Here is a 26,467-nt window from a genome sequence, read left to right as displayed (position 1 = left end):
CGAGAGGTCCCCTTATCTAGGTGTTTCGACAGCGTGGAGCGCCGTTTTCCCCGGCAGTCACTATGACCCACGGCTCGACTGATGATCAATGTTCGGCCCGCGTGCGAGGGGCCGGTCCGGGCGGCGCGATCACGGCCTTCGGAGGGGAATGCGGCGGCCCTGTTCAACTGCCTTCACAGGGGCAGTTGAACAGGGCGGAAAACCCGGGCCGCGCGAATTCTTGACAAACGGACGACCCGGGGATTCACGGATCAGGGAGGCGGGGCGGTTCACCGGTCCGCGATCAGGACCGCGCATTCGCGGCAACGGAAGCAGCACGGAAAAGGCGCGGGCCGAATCGGCCCGCGCCTGCGCGACGGTGTCGGGCGAAACCCCCTCACTGGTCCCGGCGGTTCGCGGAGAAGGCGGCCAGCGTCGCGGCGGCCAGCGCCCAGACGACGAGGACGAGAGCGGCTCCCCCGTCCGTCCAGGGCCACTCCGAGGCCGGGGACTGGCCGTGGCCGATGCGGTCCCAGGCCTGCATGACCGTCATGTGCAGGAGGCTCACGCTGAGGTGGCTGCGGTCGTTCAGCAGCGAGGGGAGGACGAAGAGCAGGGCGACCGTCGCCACCATGGTGATCACGCTGTGCCGTACCACCGCCGCCACCGCCATGCCCACGAGGGCGGCGATCGGGGCGAGCAGCGCGGAGGCCACGATCAGGCGCAGGATCCCGGGGTGCCCGAGGCCGACGGCGAGGTCCTGACGGGACAGGACGACCTGGGCGGCACCGTACGAGGCCAGCGCCACGCCGGCGCCGAACAGGGTCGTGGCCACGGCGACCACCGCCAGCTTCGCGGCCATCACCGAACTGCGGGCCGGAACCGCCGTGAAGGTCGTCCGGATCATGCCGGAGGTGTACTCACCGAGGACCGTGATGGCCCCGATCGCCCCGGCGCCGATGATCAGCATCGTGGCGGCGCCGTACGGGAACGCCTCCGCCAGCGGTCCGAGCGTCCGGAAGAGCTCCCGCTGCGGCTCGCCGGCCCGGGCGTACTCGTCGACGTCTCCCAGGGCGATGGAGACAGTGCTGGTGAGGACCAGTGCCGCGGTGGCGAGGAAGGCCCACGGGGTCGACCTCAGCGACCACAGCTTGATCCATTCAGCGGCGAACAGGTCACCGAAACGGGCCCTGGGCTCCGGGGGTGACACAGCGGGCACCACGGTCGTCTCCGTCGTCGTCGGCGCAGTCACGTGCTCTCTCCTGCGAGGTGCTCGGCCCTGTCGGCGGTCGCTCCCACGAGCGCCTCCAGCGTGCCGGTTCGGTCGGTCGAGTCGTTCGGCGGTGGGTACACCGCTCACTGGTCCCGGTGGCTCGCCGTGTAGACGGTCAGCGCCCCGGCGACCAGCGACCAGACGGCGAGCACGACGCACGCGCCGCCCACCGTCCACGGCCACATCTCCGTGGTCGCCTGCTCGTGGCCGATGCGCTGCCAGGCCTGCGAGATCGTCATGTGCACGAGGCTCGCACCGAACTGGCTCCGGCTGTTCAGCATCGAGGGAATCACGAAGAGCACGGCGATCGTCGCCACGATGGTGAGCACGCTGTGCCGGATCACCGCGGCGATCCCCATGCCCACCAGCGCCGACACCGGAGCCAGCACCGCGGAGGCCACGAGCAGGCGCAGGATCCCGGGGTGCCCGAGGCCGACGGCGGCGTCCTGGCCGGACAGCACCGCCTGGGCGGCGCCGTACGAGGCCAGCGCCGTGGCCACGCCCAGGACGGTCGTGGCCACGGCGACCACCGCCAGCTTCGCGGCCATCACCGAACTGCGGGCCGGAACCGCCGTGAAGGTCGTCCGGATCATGCCGGAGGTGTACTCACCGAGGACCGCGATGGCCCCGATCGCCCCGGCACCGACGATCACCATCGTGGCGGCGCCCTGGGAGAACGTGGCCGCCACCGACCCGAAGGCGCGGTAGTACGCCTTCTGGTCGTCGTCGAAGCCGGCGAAGTGCTGCGCGTCCGACATGGCGCCGAAGAGGGTGATCGTCAGGACCAGCAGCACCGTGGCGGCGAAGGCCCACGGGGTCGACCTCAGCGACCACAGCTTGATCCACTCGGCGGCGACCAGGTCACCGAAACGGGCCTTGGGCTCCAGCGGGGGCACGACCGGCGCCCCGGCCGTCTTCGAGGTCGTCGGCGCGGTCACTTCTTCTCCCCCGCGAGGTACTCGACGCTGTCGGCGGTCAGCTCCATGAACGCCTCCTCCAGCGAGCTGGTGTGGTTGGTCAGTTCGTTCACCAGGATGCGGTTCTGGAACGCGATCTCGGCGATCCGGTCCCCGTCCAGTCCGACCACCGTGAGCCTCCCGTCGGCCTCGCGCTCCACCTGCGCCCCCTCGGAGACCAGCAGGGGCTGCAGCGCCGCCGGGTCCGGCGTGCGGACCACCACGCTCCGACGGGCACCGCGGGCCGCGAAGTCCGCCACGCTCTCCGCGGCGATCAGCTCGCCCTTGCCGAGGACGATGAGCTGCTCGGCGGTGTGCTCCATCTCGGACATCAGGTGGCTGGACACGAAGACCGTGCGCCCCTCGGCCGCCAGTCGGCGGAACAGGCCGCGCACCCAGTGCACGCCCTCCGGGTCGAGCCCGTTGAGCGGCTCGTCGAAGAGCAGCACCGGCGGGTCGCCGAGCAGTGCGGTGGCGATGCCGAGGCGCTGGCGCATGCCGAGCGAGAACCCGCCGATCCGGCGGTCCGCCGCATCCACGATGCCGGCCTCCCGGAGCACCTCCTCCACCCGGCTGCGCGGGATGGCGTTGCTGCGGGCCAGCGCCCGCAGGTGGGCCCGGGCGGTGCGCCCGCCGTGCACGTCGCCGGCGTCCAACAGGGCGCCGACGTGCCGCAGTCCGCGGGGCAGCGAGCGGAACGGGCGGCCGTCCACGGTGACGGTGCCGCTGGTGGGGGTGTGCAGACCGAGGATCATCCGCAGGGTGGTGCTCTTGCCGGCTCCGTTGGGGCCGAGGAAGCCGGTCACCTGGCCCGGATTGACGGTGAAGGTCAGGTTGTTGACTGCCAGCTTCTTGCCGTAGCGCTTCGTCAGCTCGTGGACTTCGATCATGCGGTCCATCGTGCCGTCGGCGCGGTGTTCAGTGCATCAGACCAGTGGTGACACTTCCGCGGGCCGGCGTGTCAACCACGGCATGACACCCGTGGTCCGATGTCCGGCCGGGAGCGCCTGGCTACCATCGCCGTATGTACGCCACGATGACTCTCCCGCGGTTGAAGCGCGTGCCACCGGGCGCCTGGACGGCCCTCACCTGGCTGGTGGTCACCGTCTACCCCACGCTGCTCGTCGGGCAGGGCGGAGCCGCCGCCTGGTTCAACAGCATCGCCATGGGCGGCCGCACGGCGACGAGCCGCGACTGGAACATGGTGGCCGTGGCGGCGCTGGTCGCCCTGGCCGGCAGTGCGCTGCTGACCCGCCGGCCGCTGGCCGGCCTCGCCCTGTTGATCACCGCCTCGGTCGGAGTGACCAACGGCTGGTCGTACGGGTCCCAGTTCCCGCCGCTGCAGTTCATCTCGGCGGACATCGCCCTGCTCGTCATCACGGCCACCCGCCCCCGGCGCACGGCGCGCATCGCGGCCGGCATGCTGATCGGCGTCCTGGTCCTGCACGTCGGCATGGTCCCCCGCACCGACACCAGCGACGCCCAGGGAGCGGTGCTGCTGGCCGTCATCGCCCTGCTGATCGGGCGCTCGATGCACCAGGCCCGCGACCACGCGGAACAGCTCAGGACCGAGGCCGCCGCCCAGGCGGTCACCACCGAGCGGCTGCGGATCGCCCGCGAACTGCACGACATGGTCGCGCACACCATCGGCATCGTCGCCCTGCAGGCGGGCGCCGCCCGCCGGGTCATCGAGACCCAGCCGGACCGGGCCCGGACCGCGCTGGGCGAGATCGAGACGGCGAGCCGGGAGACGCTGTCCGGGCTGCGCCGGATGCTCGTCGCGCTCCGCCAGCCCGAGCCGGGCTCCAGTGCCGAGCGGGTCCCGATGGAGCCCGGGCCCGGCCTGGCGAACGTCGACCAGCTCGCGGCGACCACCACGGCCGCCGGCGTCCGGGTCGACGTGCGGTGGAGCGGCGAGCGGCGCCACCTCCCCCCGGAGATCGACATGTCGGCCTTCCGGATCATCCAGGAGGCGGTCACCAACGTGACGCGGCACGCGGACACCAAAGCCTGCCAGGTGTCCATCGACTGCCAGGCGTCGGAGCTGTCCATCGAGGTCCTCAACCGGGGCCACCAGCACTCCCCGGGCAGCACCACCGGGTCCGGCTTCGGGCTGGTGGGCATGCGCGAGCGGGTCGGCCTGCTGCACGGTGAGTTCTCCGCCGCACCACTACCCGAGGGAGGCTTCCGCGTGGCCGCCCGTCTTCCCGTTCCGGAAGGAGTCCGATGACGATCCGAGTGGTGCTGGCCGACGACCAGCCGCTGGTGCGCGCCGCCCTGCAGATGGTGATCGCCGACGCCCCCGATCTGGAGGTCGTCGGCGAGGCCGGCGACGGCGCCGAGGCGGTGGAGCTGACGGCCGCGCTGGACCCCGATGTCGTGGTGATGGACATCCGGATGCCCGGCATGGACGGTCTGGAGGCGACCCGGAAGATCACCGAGGGCCCGGCCAAGGCCCAGATCGTGGTGCTCACCACCTTCGACGACGACGACTACATCTACGGCGCCCTCCAGGCCGGCGCCTCCGGATTCCTGGTCAAGGACATGGCCCTGGACGAGATCCTGGCCGCGGTACGGGTGGTCGCCGGCGGCGACGGGCTGATCGCCCCCAGTGTCACCCGGCGGCTGATCAAGGAGTTCGCGGGCCGCCCGTCGGCCTCCGGTGCCGCCAAGCCGCGGCGGACCATCACCGGTATCACCGACCGCGAGCGCGAGGTCCTCACCCTGGTCGCCCAGGGACTGTCCAACACCGAGCTGGCCGAGCACCTGGTGATCAGCGTCGCCACCGCCAAGACCTACGTCACCCGGCTGCTGGCCAAACTCAACGCCCGCGACCGGGTCCAGCTGGTGATCATCGCCTACGAGGCCGGCCTGGTGACCCCGTAGGCCCGGCGGGTCCCGCCCCCGACGGCCGGCCGCCGCATCCGCTTCCACGGACTGCGGCGGCCGGCCGTCGGCGTTCGCCCGACCGGTCCGGTCAGTGCGGTGTCATCACCGCCCGCCCCGGTCACGCATCGGCCGCAGGGCCGGCCGGGTCGACTTCTCGGTCCCGAGCTGCTGCGCGAGTCCCGCCACGGTCGGCGAGTCGAACAGCGCCCGGATGGGGACGTCGACCTCCAGTACGGCACGGATCCGCGCGACGAGTTCGACCGCCAGCAGGGAGTGCCCGCCGAGTTCGAAGAAGTCGTCGTCGACGCCCACCTTCGCCAGCCCCAGCACCTCGGCGAAGGCCTGGCACAGGAGCTCCTCCTGCCGGTTGGCCGGGGCCCGGCCGGTGCCCGCGCCGGCCGCGTAGTCCGGGGCCGGCAGGGCCTTGCGGTCCAGCTTCCCGTTGCCCGTCAGCGGCAGCGCCTCCACGAGCACGACGGCGGACGGGACCATGTACTCCGGCAGCCGCTGCGCGGCGAAGCTCCGCAGCTGCTCCGGCAGGCCGTCGGCCTCGTCGTCGGCGACGACGTACGCCACCAGGCGCACGTCACCCGGCACGTCCTCCCGGGCCACCACCGCCGCCCGCGCGACCTGCGGATGCGCGGCGACGACGCTCTCGACCTCACCCGGCTCGATCCGGAAACCACGGACCTTCACCTGCTCGTCCGCACGCCCCAGGAACTCCAACTGCCCATCCGCACGCCAACGCGCGACATCACCCGACCGGTACATCCGCACACCCGGCTCGAACGGGTTGGCGACGAAACGCTCCGCCGTCAGACCCGGGCGCCTGACGTACCCGCGCGCCAACTGCACACCCGCGATGTACAACTCACCCGCCACACCCGGCGCCACCGGACGCAGCGCGTCGTCCAGCACATACAGCCGCGTGTTCGCCACCGGACGACCGACCGGCACCACCGAACCGACCTCGTCACCCGCGCGGACCTCGAACACCGCGCAGCCGACCGTCGCCTCCGTCGGACCGTACTCGTTCACCACCACCGACTCGGGAGCGCGCTCCAGCAGGTCCCGCACCACACCGGCCGGCAGCGCCTCACCACCGACCACCCACCGGCCCGCCGCCTTCGCCAACTGCCCCTCCGACAACATGTCGGACAACAGCGGGAGATGAGCGGGGACGGCCTTCACCAGGCCGAAACCGCCGCCATCGCGCAGCAGCTGCGCCAGGCCCTCGGCCCCGCCCTCACGGCTGACCACCACCGGCGCACCCGAGATGAGCGGCACCACCACACTCGTCACCGTCAGGTCGAACGCCAGCGAGGAGTGCAGCGGCGCACCACCCTCCGCCCCGTACGAACCCGCCGCGAAACGCGCGTAGTTGGCGAGACCGCCGTGCGTGACCGCCACACCCTTCGGCCGACCCGTCGACCCCGACGTGTAGATCACATACGCCAGCGAGTCCGCCGACACCTCGACGACAGGCGCCGTCTCCGGCTGAGCGGCCAACTGCATCGCCATCAGCGCGCTGTCCACCGCCACCAACCGGTTGCGCCCCGCCGGCAGTTCGTCCAGCACCTCCTCATCGGTGAGCGTCAGCACCGCGCCACTGTCCGCCAGCATGAACGAGATCCGCTCCACCGGGTACGACGGATCAACCGGCAAATAGCCCGCGCCCGCCTTCCACGCGGCGAGGACCGCCACCACCGCGTCCACACCGCGCGGCAGGCAGACACCCACCAACGACTCCGCGCCCACACCCTGGCCGAGCAGGTAGTGCGCCAGCCGGTTCGCCCGCGCGTCAAGCTCCGCGAACGACACCTCCACGCCATCCGCGACCACCGCCACCGCTTCCGGCGTCCGCGCCACCCGCTCCGCGAACAGCCCCGGCACCAGCACCGAACCGAAGTCCACCGCCGAGGAGTTCCACTCGGTCAGCACCTGCGAACGCTCCCGCGCTGACAGCACGTCCACCGCACTCAGCCGAACGCCCGGGTCGGCGGCCACCAACTCCAGCACCCGCACCAGGCGCTCCGCGATCCGCCCCACGCTGTCCGCCTCGAACAGGTCCGCCGCACCGACCACCGCGCCGTACACGCCGGCGGGTGCGCCCTGCGCGTCGAAGGCCTCGCCCAGCAGCACGTCCAGGTCGAAGCGGGCCGACGTGGCGGCGCCGGTGGCCACCCCGCTGACGCCCGCGCCCGGCAGGTCGAGGACCGCCCGCTCGTTGTTCTGCATGGTGAACACGGTCTGGAACAGCGGGTGCCGCCCCATCGACCGGGCCGGCGCCAGCTCCTCCACCAGCCGCTCGAACGGCACGTCCTGGTGCGCGAACGCCTCCAGGCTGCGCTCCCGCACCCGGCCGAGCACCTCACGGAACGTCGGATCACCCGACAGGTCCGCCCGCACCACCAGCGTGTTCACGAAGAACCCGACCAGATCGTCCAACGCCGCATCCGTACGACCCGCGTTCGCCGCACCGATCGGCACATCCGTCCCCGCACCCAGCCGCGACAACAGCACCGCCAACGCCGACTGCAGCACCATGAACATCGTCACGCCCTCGGCCCGCGCCACCCGCGCCAACTCCGCGTGCAGCACCGCCGGAACCGCCACCGGCACCTCATGACCCCGGTTCGACGCCACCGCCGGACGGACATGGTCCACCGGCAGCGCCAACTCCTCCGGAACACCCGCCAACGCACCACGCCAGTAATCGATCTGACGTGACATCAGGCTTCCCGGGTCACCGGCGTCACCCAGCAGCTCACGCTGCCACAGCGCGTAGTCCGCGTACTGCACCGGCAACGGCGCCCACTGCGGCGCCCGGCCCGCGCTGCGCGCCGCGTACGCCACCGACAGGTCCCGGGCCAGCGGTGCCCACGACCAGCCGTCACCGGCGATGTGGTGCACCACGACGACCAGCACCCGGTCCTGCGGCCCGGCCTCGAACAGCCAGGCCCGGATCGGCGCCTCCGCCGACAGGTCGAACAGGTGCCCGGCGGCCCCCGCCACGGCGGCGTCCAACCCCTCCGGCGCCACCTCGACCACCGACAGCTCCCAGTCCAGCTCCTCGACCGGGACGATCCGCTGCCAGGGCTCGCCGTTCTGCGTCGGCAGCACGGTGCGCAGCACCTCGTGCCGGCCGAGGACGTCCCGCAGGGCCGCGCCGAGGGCGTGGCGGTCGATCTGCGCCGGGAGCTTCAGCGCCATCGGGATGTTGTACGCGGCGCCGGCGTCCTGGAGCTGGCCGATGAACCACATCCGGCGCTGCGCGAAGGACAGCGGGATCCGGTCGGGGCGTTCCATCGGCGTCAGGGCCGGCCGGTTCTGCCCGTCGTCCGTGAGCCGCGCGGCCAGTGCCGCGACGGTCGGCGCGTCGAACAGGAGCCGGATGTCCACGTTCACGCCGAGCACGGCCCGGACCCGGCTGGCCAGGCGGACGGCGAGCAGGGAGTGGCCGCCGAGGGCGAAGAAGTCGTCGTCCACACCGACGCTCTCCACGCCGAGGACCTGGGCGAAGACGCCGCAGAGCAGTTCCTCGCGCGGGTTGGCCGGGAGCCGGCCCGCGGCGGAGCGCTCCTCGGGGGCGGGCAGGGCCTTGCGGTCCAGCTTGCCGTTCACGGTGATCGGCAGGGCGTCCAGCACCACGACGGCCGACGGCACCATGTACTCCGGCAGCCGCTCGGCGGCCAGTCCGGTGAGCAGCGCGGGCAGGTCGGCGTGCGGGCCGTCGGCGGCGACGACGTAGGCGACCAGGCGCTTCTCGCCGGGCTCGTCCTCGCGGACGACCACGGCGGCCTGGGCCACCCCCGGGTGCGAGGCCATCACGTTCTCGATCTCGCCGGGTTCGATCCGGAAGCCGCGGATCTTCACCTGGTCGTCGGTGCGGCCGGCGAAGACGAGACGCCCGTCCGCCGTCCAGCGGGCCCGGTCGCCCGTGCGGTAGAGCCGCTCCCCCGACCCGCCGAACGGGTTCGCCACGAACCGCTCCGCCGTCAGGCCAGGACGCCCCAGGTAGCCGCGCGCCAGACCCACACCCGCCACGTACAGCTCACCCGGCACACCCACCGGCACCGGCGCCAGGAACTCGTCCAGCACGAACACCCGGGTGTTCACCACCGGCGAGCCGATCGCCACCTCCCCCGCCACCGGGTCGCAGAGCCACAGCGTCGCGTCCACCGTGGTCTCGGTCGGACCGTAGGAGTTGTACAGCCGGTGACCACGCGCCCAGCGCGCCATCACCTCCGGGGGACAGGCCTCACCAGCGGTCACCAGCACCACGTCCGCGCCGATCGACCCCTCGTCGAGGGTCGCCAGCACCGCCGGGGGCAGCGTCACGTGCGTGACCCGCTGCTCCGCGAGGAAGTGCGGCAGGGCCTCGCCCAGCCGGCGCTCCTGCGGGATCACCACCAGGGCCGCGCCGCTCAGCAGCGCCATCAGCCACTCCCAGCCGAAGGTGTCGAAGCCCGCCGAAGCGAACTGGCCCACCCGCGACCCGGCACCGACCCCCAGGTAGCGGACATGGCCCGCCACCAGACTCGCCACACCCGCGTGCGACACCAGCACACCCTTCGGGCGCCCCGTCGAACCCGAGGTGTAGATCACGTACGCCGGGTTCTCCACCCGCACCACCGGGGTGGCCGGCGGCTCCTCCTCCAGCGCCGCCGACTCCGCCACCGTCTCGGGCGCGTCCACCAGCACCACCGGGCCCGGCACGACCGCCGCCGTGCCCGAGGAGGCGAGCACCACGGCGGGCCGGGCGTCCTCCAGCATGTACGCGATGCGGTCCACCGGGTAGGCCGGATCGATCGGCATGTACGCACCGCCGGCCTTCGCCACCGCGAGCAGCGCCACCATCAGCTCGACGCCGCGCTCCAGGCAGACTCCGACGATCGACTCCGCACCCACGCCCCGGCCCGCGAGGTACCGCGCCAGGCGGTCCGCCCGGGCGTCCAGCTCGCCGTACGAGACCTCGACACCGTCGGCGGCCACGGCCACCGCGCCCGGATCCCGCGCCACCTGCGCCGCGAACAGCTCCGCCACCGTGCCCGAGGGCACCTCGGCGTCGGTCGCGTTCCACTCCACCAACAGCCGCTCGCGCTCGGCGGCGCCCAGCACGTCCACCGCGCTCAGCCGAACCCGCGGGTCACCGGTCAGCGCGTCCAGCACCTGCACCAGCCGGGCCACCAGACGCGCCGCGGAGGCCTCGTCGAGCAGGTCCGCCGCCGCGGTCACCGAACCCAGCACACCGGCCGGGGCGCCCTGCTCGTCGAACACCTCGGACACGATGACGTCGAGGTCGAACCGGGCGAGCGGTCGGCCGGCCGCGCGCTGCGCGACCCGCAGGCCGGGCAGCTCCAGCACCGCCGCCTCGGTGTTCTGCAGCGTGAGCATCACCTGGAACAGCGCGTGGCGGGCCATCGAGCGGTTCGGCGCCAGCTCCTCCACCAGCCGCTCGAACGGCACGTCCTGGTGCGCGAACGCCTCCAGGCTGCGCTCGCGGACCCGGCCGAGCACCTCACGGAAGGTCGGGTCGCCGGACAGGTCAGTGCGCACCACCAGGGTGTTGAGGAAGAAGCCGACCAGGTCGTTGAGCGCGTCGTCGGTCCGGCCGGCGTTGGGCGAGCCGATCGGGATGTCCGTGCCGGCGCCCAGGCGCGAGAACAGCACCGCCAGGGCGGCCTGCAGCACCATGAACACCGTCACGCCCTCGGCCCGGGCCAGCTCCACCAGCCGGGCGTGCACCTCGGCGGGGACCGCGACCGGCACCTGGTGGCCGACGTGCGAGGGCACCGCCGGGCGCGGGCGGTCGAAGGGCAGCTCCAGCTCCTCCGGTGCCCCCGCCAGCGCACCGCGCCAGTAGTCGGCCTGGCGGGAGATCAGGCTCTCCGGGTCGCGCTCGTCACCCAGCAGACCGCGCTGCCACAGCGCGTAGTCCGCGTACTGGACGGGCAGCGGTGCCCACTGCGGCGCCCCGCCCGCGCGGCGCGCCGCGTAGGCCACCGAGAGGTCGCGGGCCAGCACGCCCGTCGACCAGCCGTCACTGGCGATGTGGTGGATCGTCACCACCAGGACCTGCTCCTCGGGAGCGGTCCGCAGGAGCGACACCCTGATCGGCAGCTCGGAGGCCAGGTCGAACAGGTGCCCCGAGGCCTCGGCCACCGCCGAGTCCAGGGCCCCGGCCGCCACCTCGGCCACCGAGAGCCGCCAGTCCAGGCCCTCCGCCGGTAGGACGACCTGGTACGGCTCGTCGTCCACCACCGGGTAGACCGTGCGCAGCACCTCGTGCCGGCCGATCACGTCCAGCAGCGCCGCGTTCAGGGCGTCCTCGTCGAGCCGGCCGAGCAGCCGCAGCGCGACCGGCACGTTGTAGGTCGCGCTCGGGCCCTCCAGCTGCCCGAGGAACCACAGGCGGTGCTGGCCGTACGACAGCGGGACCCGCTCCGGGCGTTCACCCGCCGTCAGCGACGTCCGCGCCGTCCCGGCGTCCGTCAGACCGGCCGCCAGACCCGCCGCCGTGGGGGCGTCGAACAGCAGCCGCAGCGGCACCTCGACCCCGAGGACGGTACGGATCCTGCTCACCAGCCTGGTGGCCAGCAACGAGTGGCCGCCGAGGGCGAAGAAGTCGTCGTCCACACCGACCTGCGGCAGACCCAGCACCCGGGCGAACACGCCGCACAGCAGCTCCTCCTGGAGCGTGGCCGGGCCGCGGCCGCTGCCGGTCGCGTACTCCGGGGCCGGCAGGGCCCTCTGGTCGAGCTTGCCGTTCACCGTCAGCGGCAGCGCGTCCAGCACCGTCACGGCGGACGGCACCATGTACGCGGGGAGCCGCTCGGCGACGAATTCCCGCACCGCGGCGGGAAGTCCGGCTGCGGCACCGGCACCCTCGGCGGCGACCACGTACGCGGCCAGCAGGGCGTTCCCCGCCGCCTCGCGCCTCACCACGACGGCCGCCTGCGCGACCCGCGGGTGCGCGGCGACCGCGGACCGGACCTCGCCCAGCTCGATGCGGAAGCCGCGGACCTTCACCTGCTCGTCCGCCCGGCCGAGGTACTCCACCTCGCCGTCCGCGTTCCGGCGCACCAGGTCACCCGTGCGGTAGAGCCGCTCGCCCGTACCGAAAGGCGAGGCGACGAACCGCTCCGCCGACAGGGCGGCCCGGCCCACGTACCCCCGGGCCAGGCCGGCACCCGCCAGGTACAGCTCACCGGCCGCGCCCGTCGGGACCGGCGACAGCGCGCCGTCCAGCACGAACGCCCGGGTGTTGCCGATCGGCACACCGATCGGCACCTGCGCCACGCCGGGCCGCGCCCGCCAGCTCAGCGCGTCGACGGTCGTCTCGGTCGGACCGTAGGTGTTGAACAGCTGCCGCCCGTCGGCCCAGCGGTCCACCAGCTCCGGCGAGCACGCCTCACCGCCGACCTCGAGCACGACCTCCGCACCGATCGAACCGACGTCCAGGCCCGCCAGCACCGCCGGCGGCAGGGTGGCGTGCGTCACCCCGGACTCCGCGAAGAAGTCCGCCAGTTCCCCACCCAGTCGCCGGTTCGGCGGAACCACCACCAACGTCGCGCCGTAGGTCAGGGCCAGCGACCACTCCAGGCAGAAGTTGTCGAAGCTCACCGACGCGAACTGCGCCACCCGGGAACCCGGACCGGCCCCGAAGCGCGCCAGCGCCGCCACCGTGTTGGCGAACGCTCCGAGCGGGATGCCCACGCCCTTCGGCCGACCCGTCGACCCCGAGGTGTAGATCACGTACGCCAGCTGCCCGGGCAGTGCCGCGGGCCGTCCGGCCAGGGCCGATCCGGCCGGTTCCCGGAGCACCTCCGGGGAGTCGACGAGCACCACCGGAGCACCCACCCCGGCCACCACCCCGGCCGTGGCCGCCGAGGCCAGCACCAGCGCCGGTGCCGCGTCCTCGACCATGAACGCGATCCGCTCGGCCGGGTACTCCGGATCGATCGGCAGGTACGCACCGCCCGCCTTCATCACCGCGAGCACCGCGACGACCAGGTCCACGCCCCGCCCCAGAGCGAGTGCGACGACCGACTCCGGGCCCGCTCCCCGGGCCGCCAGGTGGTGCGCCAGGCGGTTCGCCCGGACGTCCAGCTCCGCGTACGACACCTCCACGCCGTCGGCCACGACCGCCACCGCGTCCGGGGTCCTGGCCGCCCACTCCTCGAACTGCCCGATCACGGACACCGGGGACACCTCGGCCACCGTGTCGTTCCACTCGGTGAGGACCCGCCGCAGCTCGTCCTCGGCCAGCACCGGAAGGGTGCTCAGCCGCTGGTCCGCGCCACCCGCCAGCGCCGTCTCCAGCGCGCCGGCCAGCTGCTCGGCCGCCGTGCGCAGCAGCACGCCCACCGCCCGCGGGTCGATCGGGGCCACCGCGTCGACGGCCAGCGCGATCGAGTCGCCGTTGTCGTCGACCGACACGCTCAACGGGTAGTTGGTGCGCTCCTGCGCGAAGACCTGCCGGATGTCGGAGAAGTCGTCGGCCTGAGCCGGCGCGGCACTCGGGGCCGCGTTGTGGCGGTAGTTGAAGAGCGAGGTGAACAGGGGCACGTCGGCACCGACCCCGCTGGCCCGCTGCGCCACGGACAACGACGCGTGCTCGTGCTCCAGCAGCTCGGCCAGCTGACGGCGCATCGCCGACACGGCCGCCAGCGCCCCCAGCTCGCCGGTACGGACGCGCACCGGAAGGGTGTTGATGTACGGGCCGAGCACCTGTCCCGAGTCCGCTCCCGCACTCATGCGGCCCAGGAGCACGGTGCCGAAGACGACGTCCTGGCGGTCCGAGACCGCCGCGAGCACCCGGGCCCACGCGACGTGCATCAGCGTCGCCGCACTGGTGCTCAGGCGCCGGGCGATCTCGCGCAGCCGGTCGTTCAGTTCCGGCTCGAACGGCACGACGGCCGTCGCCGCGGTGGCGCCGTCACCCCGCACGTCGGCCATGCCGTACGGGGCGGTGGGCTCGTCGACGTCCCCCAGCAGCTGCGTGAAGTACCGCTCGTGCCCGGCGCGGGCGCCTGCGGCGCCGGCCTGCGCGACGAAGTTCCGGAACGGCAGCGGCTGCGGCAGTTCGGCGCCGCGTCCGGTCATGAAGGCCGCCACCTCGCCGAGCATGGCCTCCAGTGCCGTGTGGTCCTGCACCATGTGGTGCAGCCGCACCAACACGAGCCGACGGTCCGTGCCGGGGACCACCGCGACGTGAACGGTGATCAGTGGAGCGCGGCCCAGGTCCATCGACGAGCCCACCCGTGTCACCAGCTCGGCCACCGGGTCGGCGCTCTGCGGGTCGACTGCCATCTCGGTGACCGTCAGGGCGGCGTGGCGCCAGACCACCTGCACGGGCTCGCGCAGACCCTCCCAGACGATCGAGGTCCGGTAGATGTCGTGCCGGTCGATCACCTGCTGGAACGCCTGGACGAACGCGTCGAGCCGCTGCGGCGAGTCGAACTCCAGGACCGCCGGGAGGACGTAGGCGTCCTCGCCGCCGTCTGCGAGGAGGTGGTGGAAGAGCAGGCCCTCCTGGAGCGGAGCCAGCGGGTAGACGTCCGCGACGTTCGCCGCACCGCCCTCGACGGTGGCGACGATCCTGGCGATCTCCTCGGCAGTCAGCTCGACCAGCGGCAGCATCTCCGGGGTGATCGCGATCGCGTCGGCGGGGATCAGGTTGTCGGGGACCTCGATCTGGACCGCACCGGTGGAGGCGGCCAGCCCGGCCGGGGTCGGGGACTGGAAGAACGACCGTACGGAGACGGAGACACCCAGCCGGCGGAGGTGCTCCACCAGGCGGACGGCGAGGAGGGAGTGGCCGCCGAGGGCGAAGAAGTCGTCGTCCACGCCGACGTTCTCCACGCCGAGGACCTCGGCGAAGGCTGCGCAGACGAGTTCCTCGCGGGCGTTGGCCGGGCCTCGACCGGAGCCCGCGGTGAACGCGGGGGCGGGCAGGGCCTTGCGGTCCAGCTTGCCGTTCACACTCAGCGGCAGCGCGTCCAGCACGACGACCGCCGACGGCACCATGTACTCCGGCAGACCGCGCGCAGCGAACTCCCTTACAGAGTCCGACACTTCGACTGCTCCGTCGGCGGGGACGACGTAGGCGACCAGGCGGACATCGCCGGGCGTGTCCTCGCGTGCCACCACGGCCGCCTGCGCGACCTGCGGGTGCGCGGCGACGACGGCCTGCACCTCGCCCGGCTCGATCCGGAAACCACGGATCTTCACCTGCTCGTCGGCGCGGCCGAGGTACTCCACCTGGCCGTCCGCGTTCCAACGGGCGACGTCACCGGTGCGGTACATCCGCACCCCCGCCTCGAACGGGTTCGCGGTGAAACGCTCCGCCGTCAGCCCGGGACGACCCGCGTAACCACGCGCCAACTGCACACCGGACAGATACAGCTCACCCGCCACACCCACCGGCACCGGCTGAAGCCGAGCGTCCAGGACGTACAGGCGGGTGTTGGCGATCGGCGCGCCGATCGGCACCACACCAGCCGCCTGCCCCGGCACGCACTGCCACGCCGTGACATCGACCGACGCCTCCGTCGGCCCGTACAGATTGTGCAGCTCCACACCCTCGAAGACCTCGAAGAACCGCTGCTGCAACTCCAACGACAGCGCCTCACCCGAACACACCACCCGACGCAGGCACGCACCCGCCGCCACTGCCGCCGGCTCCGCCAAGAACGCCTCCAGCATCGACGGCACGAAGTGCACCGTCGTCACCCCCCGCCCCGCGATCAACGCGGCCAGGTACTCCGGATCCCTGTGACCCTGCGGACGCGCCACCACCAGCGTCGCGCCCTCCAGCAGCGGCCAGAAGAACTCCCACACCGACACGTCGAACCCGAACGGCGTCTTCTGCAACACCCGGTCGGAAGACGACAGTCCATAACGGGACTGCATCCACGCCAGACGGTTCACGATGCCCTCGTGCGGCACCACCACACCCTTCGGACGACCCGTCGACCCCGACGTGAAGATCACATACGCCGGCTGCGACGGCAGCACCACCACATCCAGCGGACCGTCGTCCAGCCCAGCCAGGGCCGGGTCCTCCACCAGCACCCGCACCACACCGACGGGCAGCACACCCGCCAGCGAACCGGTGGACACCACCACCCGCGCACCCGCCGTCTCCACCGCGTAGCCGACCCGCTCCGCCGGATACTCCGGATCCAGCGGCAGATACGCCCCACCGGCCTTCACCACCGCCAGCAGCGCCACCACCAACTCCACGCCGCGCTCCAGGCACACCCCCACCACGGAACCCACACCCACACCCTGCGAGACCAAGTGACGCGCCAGACGGTTCGCCCGCGCATCCAACTCCGCGAACGACACCTCCACACCCTCGAAGACCACCGCCACCGCATCCGGCACCGACGCCACCCGCGCCTCGAACAACGCCGGCAACGTCGACACCACACCCCCGACAGCCGTGTCGTTCCACTCCACCAACACCCGGTGAAGCTCCTCGGAAGGCAGCACCTGGACCGTGCGGAGCTCGGCGTCTTCCTGGCCGTCAAGGGCCCGCTCCAGCAGGGGGAGCAGTCCATCGACAGCCGTCCGCAGCAGCACGCCGACGGCGCCCGGGTCGATCGGTGCGACCGCGTCGACCGCAAGCGCCATCTCGTCGCCGCTGTCGTCGACGGAGACGCCGAGTGGATAGTTGGTGCGCTCCTTGGAGAACACCACGCGGATGCCGTCCAGACCGCGGTCATCCTCCTGCTCGGGGGCCCTGCCGGTGTTGTGGCGGTAGTTGAGCAGCGAGGTGAACACGGGGGTGCCGGCCGCGAGGCCGCTGACCTGCTGGGCCACGGCGAGCGCGGCGTGCTCGTGCTCCAGCAACTCGGCCAGCTGGCCGCGCATCGCCGTCACGGCCTCCAGCGCACCCAGCTCACCGGTCTTCACCCGAACCGGCAGCGTGTTCATGTAGAGCCCTGCCACCCGGTCGGCGCCCGCACCCGCGTTCATCCGGCCGAACAGCACCGTCCCGAACACCACGTCCGCGTGGCCGGACACCGCCGCGAGCACCCGCGCCCACGCGACGTGCATCAGCGTCGCCGGGCTGGTCCCGGCCCGACGTGCCACCGCCCTCAGCCGCTCCACCGTCTCGGGTGCGAGCGGCACCACGGCGCGCTCCACGGCGGTGCCGTCGCCCTGGACGTCGACCACCTCGAACGGTGCGGTGGGCTCGGTCACGTCACCGAGCAGTTCGGTGAAGTACCGCTCGTGCTCGGTCCGTTCCTGCCCGATGCGCACCTGGGCGACGAAGTCGCGGAACGGCAGCGGTTTCGGCAGTTCACCGCCGCGACCGGTCAGGAACGCCCGGACCTCGTGCAGCAGCACCTCCAGCGCGGTGTGGTCCTGCACCAGGTGGTGCAGCCGCAGCAGCACCAGCCAGCGCCCGCCCTCGGGCAGCGCCGCCGCGTGCACGCTGATCAGCGGCGCCTGCCCCAGGTCCATGGACAGGCCGACGACTTCCCGGAGTTCGGCCGACGGGTCGGCGGCCTGCGGGTCGAGGGCCACCTCGTTCACTGCCAGCCGGGCGTGCCGCCACACCACCTGCACGGGCTCGCGCAGGCCCTCCCAGACGAACGACGTGCGGAAGATGTCGTGCCGGTCGATCACCTGCTGGAAGGCATGGACGAAGTCGTCCACGCGCTCCCGCGAGTCCAACTCGATCACCACCGGCATCAGGTACGCGTCCTCGCCGCCCTCCGCCATCAGGTGGTGGAACAGCAGGCCTTCCTGCAGCGGCGCCAGCGGATACACGTCCGCGACGTTCGCCGCACCGCCGTCCACCGTCGCGACGACCCGCTCGACATCCTCCGCGGTCAGGTCGACCAGCGGCAGCATCTCCGGCGTGATCGCGGTCGCGTCGGCCGGAATGAGGTTCGCCGGTACCGACACCTCCGCCACGCCGGACGAGGCCGCCAGACCGGCCGGCGTCGGCCTGTCGAACAGCGCCCGCACCGACACCGACACGCCCTGCTTACGCAGCACCTCGACCAGGCGCACCGCCAGCAGCGAGTGTCCGCCGAGCCGGAAGAAGTCGTCATCGACGCCGACGTTGTCCAGTCCCAGCAGTTCGGCGAACGCCGCGCAGAGGATCTCCTCGCGCGCGTTCGCCGGACCGCGACCCGTCCCGCTGGTGTACTCCGGGGCGGGCAGGGCCTTGCGGTCGAGCTTGCCGTTGCCGGTCAACGGGATCGCGTCCAGGACCACGACCGCGGCCGGCACCATGTGCTCGGGCAGACGACGCGCCGCGAACTCCCGCACCGCGGCCGGCAGGCCCGACGCGTCCTCGTCCGGATCGTCCGCCACGACATACGCCACCAGACGCACATCACCCGGCACGTCCTCCCGGGCCACCACCGCGGCCTGCCCGACCAGCGGATGCGCGGTGATCCCGGCCTGGACCTCGCCCAGCTCCACCCGGAACCCACGGACCTTCACCTGCTCGTCCGCACGCCCCAGGAACACCACCCGGCCATCAGCCGTCCACCGCGCCCGGTCACCCGTGCGATACATCCGCACACCCGACTCGAACGGGTTCGCGACGAAACGCTCCGCCGTCAACCCCGGCCGCTGCACATAACCACGCGCCACCTGCACGCCCGCCACATACAACTCACCCGCCACACCCACCGGCACCGGCCGCAGGAACCCGTCCAGCACATAGAACCGGGTGTTCGCCACCGGCGCACCCACCGGCACCAGACCACCGGCGGCATCATCAACGCTCAACCGCGTGGTCGCGACACCGATCGTCGTCTCGGTCGGGCCGTAGTGGTTGAACACCCCCCGCTCACCCGCCCGCTCGACCAGCTCGCGCACCAGCTCCGGCGCGGCAGCCTCACCACCCAGCACCAGCGAACGCCCCGGCAGCACACCCCCCACACCCGCCACCGACGCCAGAGCGGCCAGGTGCGAGGGCACCGCCTTCAGGAAGTCGATCCCCTGCTCGGCCAGATACGCCGCCACCCGCGCCGGATCAGTGACCGCCCCCTCCTCCAGGACGTGCAGCTCACCACCCGTCGCCAAGCTCGCGAACACCACCGTGTTCCCCAGGTCCGTGGCCTGCGCCTGAAGAAGCGCATACCGCCCGCCCGGCACACCGAACCCGACCCGACCCGGCACCGACGACACATAGTTCGCCACACCGCCGTGCGTGACCGCCACACCCTTCGGACGACCCGTCGAACCCGACGTGTAGATCACATACGCCAGACCATCCCCGGCAACCGCCACCCCGGGCGCGGTCGTGGGCAGGGCGGCCAGCTGCATCGCCGTGAACGTCGCGTCGATGGCCACCAGCCGGACCCCGACCGACGGCAGCTCACCGAGGATCTCATCCGTCGTGACGACCAGCGCCACCCGGCTGTCCTTCAGCGTGAACGCCACCCGGTCCGCCGGCTGCGCGTGGTCGACCGGCAGATAACCCGCCCCCGCCTTCCACACCGCCAGGATCCCCGCGATCATCTCCACACCACGCGGCAGGGCAAGACCCACCACCGACTCCGCACCCACACCCTGAGCCACCAGGAAATGCGCCAACCGGTTCGCCCGCGCGTCCAACTCCGCGAACGACACCCGCTCACCACCGGCCACCACCGCCACCGCATCCGGCGACGACGCCACCCACGCCTCGAACAACTCCACCACCGAGGAAGCCGAAACCTCCTCCTCCGTGGCATTCCACTCCACCATCACACGACGGTGCTCGGCGTCGTCGAGCAGTTCGACTCCGCTCACCCGCGCCTGCGGGTCAGCGGACACAGCGGCCAGCACGCGCACGAAGTACACCGCGAGCCGCTCGACCGACGCCGCATCGAACAGGTCCGCCGCACCGATCACCGATCCGTACACACCGGCCGGTGCGCCCTGCGCGTCGAACGCCTCGCCCAGCAGCACGTCCAGGTCGAACCGGACCGTCCGCTCGCCCGTCGGCAGCCCGCCCGCCGACAGACCGGGCAGGTCGAGCACGGCCTGCGCGTTGTTCTCCAACGTCAACACCGTCTGGAACAGCGGATGACGCCCCATCGACCGGGTCGGCGCCAGCTCCTCGACCAGCTTCTCGAACGGCACGTCCTGGTGGTCGAAGGCCGACAGGGTCGTCTCCCGCACCCGGTCGAGCACCTCGCGGAACGTCGGATCGCCCGACAGGTCCGCCCTCACCACCAGCGTGTTCACGAAGAACCCGACAAGATCGTCCAGCGCCACGTCGGTACGGCCGGCGACGACGGTGCCGATCGGCAGGTCCGTGCCCGCGCCCAGACGCGAGAGCAGCACGGCCAGCGCCGACTGCAGCACCATGAACATGCTCACGCCCTCGGCCCGGGCCAGTTCCGCGAGCTGCGCATGCACCTCGGCGGGAACCTCCACCGGAGCGGTGGTGCTGCGGTGGGAGGAAACCATCGGACGCGGACGGTCCACGGGCAGCGCCAGTTCCTCCGGCGCACCCGCCAGGGCCCCACGCCAGTAGTCCAGCTGAGCGTGCATCAGGCTGGCCGGGTCGTTCTCGTCGCCCAGCAGTTCACGCTGCCACAGCGTGTAGTCCGCGTACTGGACCGGAAGCGGCTCCCACGCGGGCGCCCGGCCCGCGCAACGGGCCGCGTACGCCTCGGAGACGTCCCGGGCCAGCGGCCCCATCGACCAGCCGTCACCCGCGATGTGGTGCACCACGACCGCCAGGACGTGCTCGTCCGGGGCGGTGGAGAAGACCCAGGCCCGGATCGGCACCTCGGACGCCAGGTCGAACAGGTACCGCGTGGCCTCGCCCACGACGGCGTGCAGCTCCTCCGGCGCCACCTCGGACACCGCCAGCTCCCATTCCAGCTCGTCGAGCTTGTGGATCCGCTGGTAGGGCTCGCCGTCCTTGGTCGGGAACACCGTGCGCAGCACCTCGTGCCGGCCGATGACGTCGCGCAGTGCGGCGTTCATCGCCGTCGGGTCCAGTCCGCCGGACAGCCGCCGCACGATCGGGAGGTTGTAGGCCGGGCTGGGGCCGTCCAGCTGGCCGATGAACCAGAGCCGACGCTGGGCAAAGGACAGAGGGATCATCAGTGCTGCTCCTCGGTGGTGCGCATCGGCCGCAGTGCTGGCCTGGCTGTCTTCTGTGTTCCAAGCTGCCGGGCGAGTCCGGCGACCGTCGGTGTCCGGTAGAGCGTGCGCAGCGATACGTCGATCCGCAGCAGCGCCCTGATCTGGCTGATGAGTCGGGTGGCGAGCAGCGAGTGGCCGCCGAGGGCGAAGAAATCGTCGTCCACGCCCACGCTGTCGAGGCCCAGGACCTCGGCGAACGCCCGGCACAGGAGTTCCTCCTGCCGGTTCGCCGGTGCCCGGCCCGCGCCCGCGCCCGCGCCGAACTCGGGGGCGGGCAGGGCCTTGCGGTTCAGCTTCCCGTTGGCGGTCAGCGGCAGGGCGTCCAGCGCCACGACCGCCGACGGGACCATGTACGCGGGCAGCTGGTCCTGGACCGCCAGGCGGAGTGCCTGCACGAGTCCCTCGGCCTCTTCCCCGCTCGCCCCGGCGGGCACCACGTAGGCCACCAGTCGCTGGTCGCCGGGCTTGTCCTCGCGGACGACCACGACGGCCTGGGCCACCGTGTCGTGGGCGGCGAGCACCGCCTCGATCTCGCCCGGCTCGATCCGGAAGCCGCGGACCTTCACCTGGTCGTCGGCGCGGCCCAGGCACTCCAGCTGGCCGTCGCGGGTCCAGCGCGCGAGGTCGCCGGTGCGGTACATCCGCTCCCCCGGCTCATACGGGTTCGCGGTGAACCGCTCCGCCGTCAGACCGGGACGGCCCGCGTAGCCGCGCGCCAACTGGGCGCCCGACAGGTACAGTTCGCCCGCCACACCGGCCGGAGCGGGCTGCATCCGGGCGTCCAGGACGTACCCGCGCACACCGGCGAACGGGCGTCCCACCAGTACCGGACCGGCGGCCACCTCCGCGGAGGTCGCCCACACCGTCGCCTCGGTCGGGCCGTACAGGTTGACCGCCTCGATGCCGAGCGCGGTGAAGCGCTGCGCCAGTTCGGCCGGCAGGGCCTCGCCGCCGACCAGCGCCCACACTCCGGCGGGCCAGCCGTCCACGTCCAGCAGGGCCCGCCACAGCGACGGCACGCCCTGCACCACGGTCGCTCCGGAGGAGACCACCAACCGGGTGAGGGCCGCCGGGTCGCGGACCACCTCGCGGGGGGCCACCACCACCGACGCGCCGGACACCAGGGGCAGGAACAGCTCCAGCGCCGCGATGTCGAAGGACACCGTGGTGACCGCCACCAGGCGGTCACCGCCCGTCAGCCGGACCCGCTCCCGCACGCCGCCCAGGTGCGCGGCGAGCGCGCCGTGCGGGACCACGACGCCCTTGGGGCGGCCGGTGGAGCCGGAGGTGTAGATCAGGTACGCCGGCTGCTCCGGCAGCGGTGCGGCACACCCGTCCGCGGGCGGCACATCCGAGGGCAGCCTGGTCAACTCCGCCGTGACAGCGGCGTCGTCGAGGGCCACCACGGGCGCCCCGAGGCCGACCAGGACCTTGGCCGGGCCGCTCGTGGTCAGCACGAGGGCGGTGCCGGCGTCGTCGATGGTGTAGGCCACCCGGTCCGCCGGGTACTCCGGATCCACCGGCAGGTAGGCGCCGCCGGCCTTCAGCACCGCCAGCAGGGCGACGACCAGCTCGACACCGCGGTCCAGGACCACCGCGACCACCGACTCGGGACCGACGCCGCGGCCGGCCAGGTAGTGCGCCAGCCGGTTCGCCCGGGCGTCCAGTTCGGCGTACGTCAGCTCGGCGCCGCCGGACACCACGGCGACGGCGTCCGGGGTGCGCGCGGCCTGGGCCGCGAACAGCTCGGGCACCAGGGCGCCTTCGGACGCGTCCCCCGTGTCGTTCCACTCGTCGAGCAGCCGGTGCAGGTCGTCGTCGCCGAGTACCCGCACCGCGGCGAGCGGCTGCTCGGAGCCGCCGTCCAGGGCGGTCTCCAGGGCGGCGACCAGGTTCTCGGCGGCGGTGCACATGAGCCGGGCGACGGCCTCGCCGTCGACGGCGGCCACCGCGTCCACGGTCAGGTGGATCGACTCGCCGTCGTCGTCGACCGCCACCACGAGCGGGTAGTTGGTCCGCTCCTGGGCGAACCGCGACTCGAAGCCCTCGAACCCGCGGTTGCGGTCGCCGCTCTCGCGCTCGGAACTGCCGGGGTTGTGGCGGTAGTTGAGCAGCGCGGTGAACAGCGGGGTGTCGCCGGCCAGTCCGCTGGCGCGCTGGGCCAGGGCGAGCGAGGCGTGCTCGTGCTCCAGCAGCTCGGCCAGCTGGCCGCGCATCGCCGACACGGCCTCCAGCGCACCCAGTTCACCGGTGCGCACGCGCACCGGGAGGGTGTTGATGAACGGTCCGGGGGTGTTCGCCGAGCCCGCGCCGGCGTTCATCCGGCCGAAGAGTACGGTGCCGAAGACGACGTCGGAGCGGCCCGACACGGCGGCGAGGGTCCGCGCGTAGGCGACGTGCAGGACGGTCGCCGCGCTCGTCCCCAGCCGGCGGGCGACCGCGCGCACCCGGTCGTGCAGCCTGGGTGCGAACGGCACCCGCAGCCGGACCGCGTCCGCCCCGTCACCGTGGACGTCGACCAGGCCGAACGGCGCGGTCGGCTCGTCCACGTCGGCGAGCAGCCCGGTGAAGTAGCGCTCGTGCTCCGCCTGCGCCACGCCGCCCCTGGCCTGCGCGACGAACTCGCGGAACGGCACCGGCGCGGGCAGCGAGTCGCCCCGGCCGGTCAGGAAGGCCTGCACCTCGGCCAGCACCACCTCGAGGGCGGTGTGGTCCTGGACGGCGTGGTGGACCTTGAGCAGCATCAGCCACCGGCCGCCGTCCGGCAGCGCCGCGACGTGCAGCGTCAGCAGCGGCGCCCGGCCCAGGTCCATCGACGAACCGCCGATGGTCAGCAACTGCTGCACCGGGTCGGTGCCGTCCGGGACCAGGGCCACTTCCTCGACGGAGAGCGGCGCTCGGCGCCAGACCGCCTGGACCGGCTCGCGCAGGCCCTCCCAGACCAGCGAGGTCCGGAAGATGTCATGGCGGTCGACGACCTGCTGCAGGGCGCCGGTGAAGGCGTCCAGCAGCTCGCGGGACTCCAGCTCGAACACCAGCGGGGTGACATAGGCGTCGTCGCCGCCGTCGGCCAGCAGGTGGTGGAAGAGCAGGCCCTCCTGCAGCGGGGCGAGCGGGTAGACGTCCGCGATGTTCGCCGCACCGCCGGGAACGGCCGCCACCACGGTGGCGAGTTCCCGGTCCGAGAGCTCCACCATCGGCAGCATGTCCGGGGTGATCTCGACGGCGTCGGCGGGGATCAGGTTCACCGGGACGTCCACCGCCCGGCCGGCACCCGCCGACAGGGCGAGCCCGGCCGGGGTCGGTGTCTGGAACAGTGCCCGTACCGACACCGACACGCCGTGGCCGCGCAGCACCTCGACCAGGCGGACCGCGAGCAGCGAATGCCCGCCGAGCCGGAAGAAGTCGTCGTCCACGCCGACGCCCTCCACGCCGAGCACCTCGGCGAAGGCCGCACAGACGACCTCCTCACGCGCGTTGGCCGGAGCACGGCCGGCACCGGCCGCGTACGCCGGGGCGGGCAGCGCCGCCCGGTCCAGCTTCCCGTTCACGGTCAGCGGCAGCGCCTCCAGCACCACCACCGCCGAGGGGACCATGTACGCGGGCAGCCGCTCCGCGGCCAGTCCGGTGAGCAGCCCCGGCAGGTCGCCCGGCGCACCGTCCGCGACCACATACGCCACCAGACGCTTGTCACCCGGCTCGTCCTCCCGCGCGATGACCGCCACCTGGACGACCCGCGGATCAGCGGCGAGGACGCTCTCGACCTCGCCGGGTTCGATCCGGAAGCCACGGATCTTCACCTGATCGTCCGCGCGGCCCACGAACACCAGCTGCCCGTCCGCCGTCCAACGGGCCCGGTCACCGGTGCGGTAGAGCCGCTCGCCCGACCCGCCGAACGGGTTCGCCACGAACCGCTCCGCCGTCAGGCCCGGACGCCCCAGGTAGCCGCGCGCCAGACCGGCACCGGCCACGTACAGCTCACCCGGCACGCCCACCGGCACCGGCGCCAGGAACTCGTCCAGCACGAACACCCGGGTGTTCACCACCGGCGCCCCGATCGCCACCTCGCCGGCCAGCGGATCGCAGAGCCAGCAGGCGGCGTCCACCGTCGTCTCGGCCGGACCGAAGGAGTTGAACAGACGGTGACCACGCGACCAGCGCGCCATCACCTCCACCGGCAACGCCTCACCACCCGTCACCAGCACCACATCGGACGCGATCGAACCCTCGTCCAGCGTCGCCAGCACCGCCTGCGGCAACGCCACATGCGTCACCCCCGACTCCGCCAGGAACCCGGGCAGCGCCTCACCAACCCGCCGCTCCGACGGAATCACCACCAGCGTCGCGCCGGTCAACAGGGACATGAACCACTCCCACGCGAACGCGTCGAAGCCCACCGACCCGTACTGACCCACCCGCGAACCGGCACCCACACCCAGATCACGGACCTGACCCGCCACCAGACTCGCCACACCCGCGTGCGACACCAGCACGCCCTTGGGCCGACCCGTCGACCCCGAGGTGTAGATCACGTACGCGGGGTTGGCCAGGGCCGGCCCCGGCCCGGCGAGCGGGCCGGCGTCCAGCTCCGCCAGGGCGGCCACGACCTCACGGTCGTCCAGCAGCACCGCACCGGGCAGCACGCCCTCGGTGGCGGCCGCGGCCAGCAGCACCCGCGGCTCGGCGTCCTCCAACATGTACGCCACCCGCTGCGCCGGATACTCCGGATCGATGGTCATATAGGCACCACCGGCCTTCAGCACACCCAGCACCGCCACCAGCAGCTCGGCACCACGCTCCAGACAGACCCCGACCACCGACTCCGCACCGACACCACGACCGACCAGGAACCGCGCCAACCGATTCGACCGCGCGTCCAACTCGCCGTACGACAGCCCGACACCGCCATCGACCACCGCCACCGCACCCGGATCCCGCGCCACCTGCACCGCGAACAACTCCGGCACCGTCCCCGACCCGACCTCCACCGCCGTGTCGTTCCACTCCACCAGCAACCGACGCCGCTCCTCAGCGGCCAGCACCTCGACCGCGCTCACCCGCTGCCGCGGGTCGGCGGCCACCGCACCCAGCACCCGGACCAGGCCCTCGGCGAACCGCTCGGCCGTCTCCCGGGTGAACAGGTCCGCCGCGACGATCACGGCGCCGTGGATCCCGGCCGGACGGCCGTCGGCGTCGAACGCCTCGCTCGCCGCCACCTCGAGGTCGAACTTGGAAACCGACACCCCCG

At 72.7% G+C, this 26,467-nt stretch carries 7 protein-coding genes (1 of these 7 running past the window's edge); 2 read left to right on the top strand and 5 right to left on the bottom strand.

Going from position 1 to position 26,467, the window contains the following annotated elements; all coding sequences use genetic code 11:
• Positions 1–376 precede the first annotated feature (376 nt).
• The 3 genes from ACZ5GH_RS27425 to ACZ5GH_RS27415 form a co-directional block, all read right to left on the bottom strand.
• Positions 377–1,231, bottom strand: a complete 855-nt coding sequence (locus ACZ5GH_RS27425) for an ABC transporter permease (RefSeq protein WP_464335540.1) — start codon at positions 1,229–1,231, stop codon at positions 377–379.
• A gap of 104 nt (positions 1,232–1,335) precedes the next feature.
• Positions 1,336–2,190: an ABC transporter permease gene (locus tag ACZ5GH_RS27420; protein WP_387760774.1), complete on the bottom strand. Its 855-nt coding sequence runs from the start codon at positions 2,188–2,190 to the stop codon at positions 1,336–1,338.
• Entirely contained in the window at positions 2,187–3,098 is a 912-nt protein-coding gene (locus tag ACZ5GH_RS27415) for an ABC transporter ATP-binding protein (protein ID WP_387760773.1), read from the bottom strand. Before ACZ5GH_RS27415 ends, ACZ5GH_RS27420 begins: the two co-directional genes overlap by 4 nt.
• Positions 3,099–3,232: 134 nt before the next feature.
• On the opposite strand from ACZ5GH_RS27415, the gene ACZ5GH_RS27410 reads away from it, so the two are divergent.
• A complete protein-coding gene (locus tag ACZ5GH_RS27410) occupies positions 3,233–4,438 on the top strand; it encodes a sensor histidine kinase (RefSeq protein ID WP_387760772.1) in 1,206 nt (401 codons plus the stop codon).
• Positions 4,435–5,094, top strand: coding sequence for a response regulator (locus ACZ5GH_RS27405; RefSeq protein ID WP_387760771.1), 660 nt, complete (start codon positions 4,435–4,437; stop codon positions 5,092–5,094). Before ACZ5GH_RS27410 ends, ACZ5GH_RS27405 begins: the two co-directional genes overlap by 4 nt.
• Positions 5,095–5,199: 105 nt before the next feature.
• Here the strand turns inward: ACZ5GH_RS27405 and ACZ5GH_RS27400 are convergent, their stop codons facing one another.
• Together ACZ5GH_RS27400 and ACZ5GH_RS27395 are read right to left on the bottom strand one after the other, a co-directional pair.
• A complete protein-coding gene (locus ACZ5GH_RS27400; RefSeq protein WP_464335539.1) occupies positions 5,200–21,177 on the bottom strand; it encodes an amino acid adenylation domain-containing protein in 15,978 nt (5,325 codons plus the stop codon).
• On the bottom strand, positions 21,177–26,467 hold the end of the coding sequence (locus ACZ5GH_RS27395) for a non-ribosomal peptide synthase/polyketide synthase (RefSeq protein ID WP_464335538.1). 13,882 nt of this gene lie beyond the right edge of the window; 5,291 of the gene's 19,173 nt are visible here — the last part of the coding sequence; the start codon falls outside the window, past its right edge; the stop codon is at positions 21,177–21,179. Before ACZ5GH_RS27395 ends, ACZ5GH_RS27400 begins: the two co-directional genes overlap by 1 nt.

This window comes from Kitasatospora sp. Xyl93, assembly GCF_055383135.1.
Note: the sequence above shows the minus strand (reverse complement) of the source record. Positions and strands in the feature narration are given on the sequence as shown.

What these genes read in the sequence shown, in the direction of transcription:
- ACZ5GH_RS27415 (WP_387760773.1), bottom strand. Translation starts at nt 3,098, where the DNA reads ATGATCGAAGTCCACGAGCTGACGAAGCGCTACGGCAAGAAGCTGGCA.
- ACZ5GH_RS27410 (WP_387760772.1), top strand. Translation starts at nt 3,233, where the DNA reads ATGTACGCCACGATGACTCTCCCGCGGTTGAAGCGCGTGCCACCGGGC.
- ACZ5GH_RS27405 (WP_387760771.1), top strand. Translation starts at nt 4,435, where the DNA reads ATGACGATCCGAGTGGTGCTGGCCGACGACCAGCCGCTGGTGCGCGCC.
- ACZ5GH_RS27400 (WP_464335539.1), bottom strand. Translation starts at nt 21,177, where the DNA reads ATGATCCCTCTGTCCTTTGCCCAGCGTCGGCTCTGGTTCATCGGCCAG.